Origin of the sequence: Neisseria sp. Marseille-Q1983 (genome assembly GCF_018224585.1) — a bacterium.
Lineage (GTDB): Bacteria > Pseudomonadota > Gammaproteobacteria > Burkholderiales > Neisseriaceae > Neisseria > Neisseria polysaccharea.
In genome coordinates this window covers 1-891 of the sequence record NZ_JAGTUI010000114.1, presented here as the reverse complement: position 1 = coordinate 891, position 891 = coordinate 1, and the positions used below count along the sequence as shown (strand labels likewise).

The 891-nt window shown below is 54.8% G+C and carries 1 protein-coding gene; it reads right to left on the bottom strand.

The window, feature by feature from the left end:
* Nucleotides 1-890 (bottom strand): elongation factor Tu (gene tuf / locus KEM39_RS11400; protein WP_211710078.1); only part of this gene is annotated, 890 nt, incomplete at its 3' end.
* Between the last annotated feature and the right edge of the window lies 1 nt (nt 891).

The following is an 891-nucleotide window of genomic DNA, read 5'->3' as shown; positions in this document are numbered from 1 at the left end:
CCGGGTTTGGCCAATACCTGACCGCGTTCCACGTCTTCACGTTTGGTACCGCGCAGCAATACGCCTACGTTGTCGCCTGCCTGACCTTCGTCCAGCAGTTTGCGGAACATTTCAACGCCGGTACAGGTGGTTTTTTGGGTTTCTTTCAGACCGACGATTTCAATCTCGTCGCCAACGTGGATGACACCGCGCTCTACACGGCCGGTTACTACGGTACCGCGACCGGAGATGGAGAACACGTCTTCGATAGGCAGCAGGAACGGTTTGTCCACGGCACGCTCGGGAGTCGGGATGTAGCTGTCCAATGCGGCAGCCAGTTCGAAGATTTTTTCTTCGTAAGCGGCATCGCCTTCCAAGGCTTTCAGTGCGGAACCTTGTACGATCGGGCAGTCGTCGCCGGGGAAGTCGTAGCTGGACAGCAGGTCGCGGATTTCCATTTCAACCAGTTCCAACAGCTCGGCATCGTCAACCATGTCGCATTTGTTCATGAACACGATGATGTAAGGTACGCCTACTTGGCGGGCCAGCAGGATGTGTTCGCGGGTTTGCGGCATAGGGCCGTCGGCTGCGGAACATACCAGGATTGCGCCGTCCATTTGTGCGGCGCCGGTAATCATGTTTTTAACGTAGTCGGCGTGGCCCGGGCAGTCTACGTGTGCGTAGTGGCGGGTTTCGGTTTCGTATTCTACGTGCGAGGTGTTAATGGTAATACCGCGTGCTTTTTCTTCGGGGGCGTTGTCGATTTGGTCGTAAGCTTTTGCAGCACCGCCGAATTTTTTAGCCAAAATAGTAGTCAAAGCGGCAGTCAGGGTGGTTTTACCATGGTCAACGTGACCGATGGTGCCAACGTTTACGTGCGGTTTGCTACGTTCGAATTTTTCCTTAGCCATG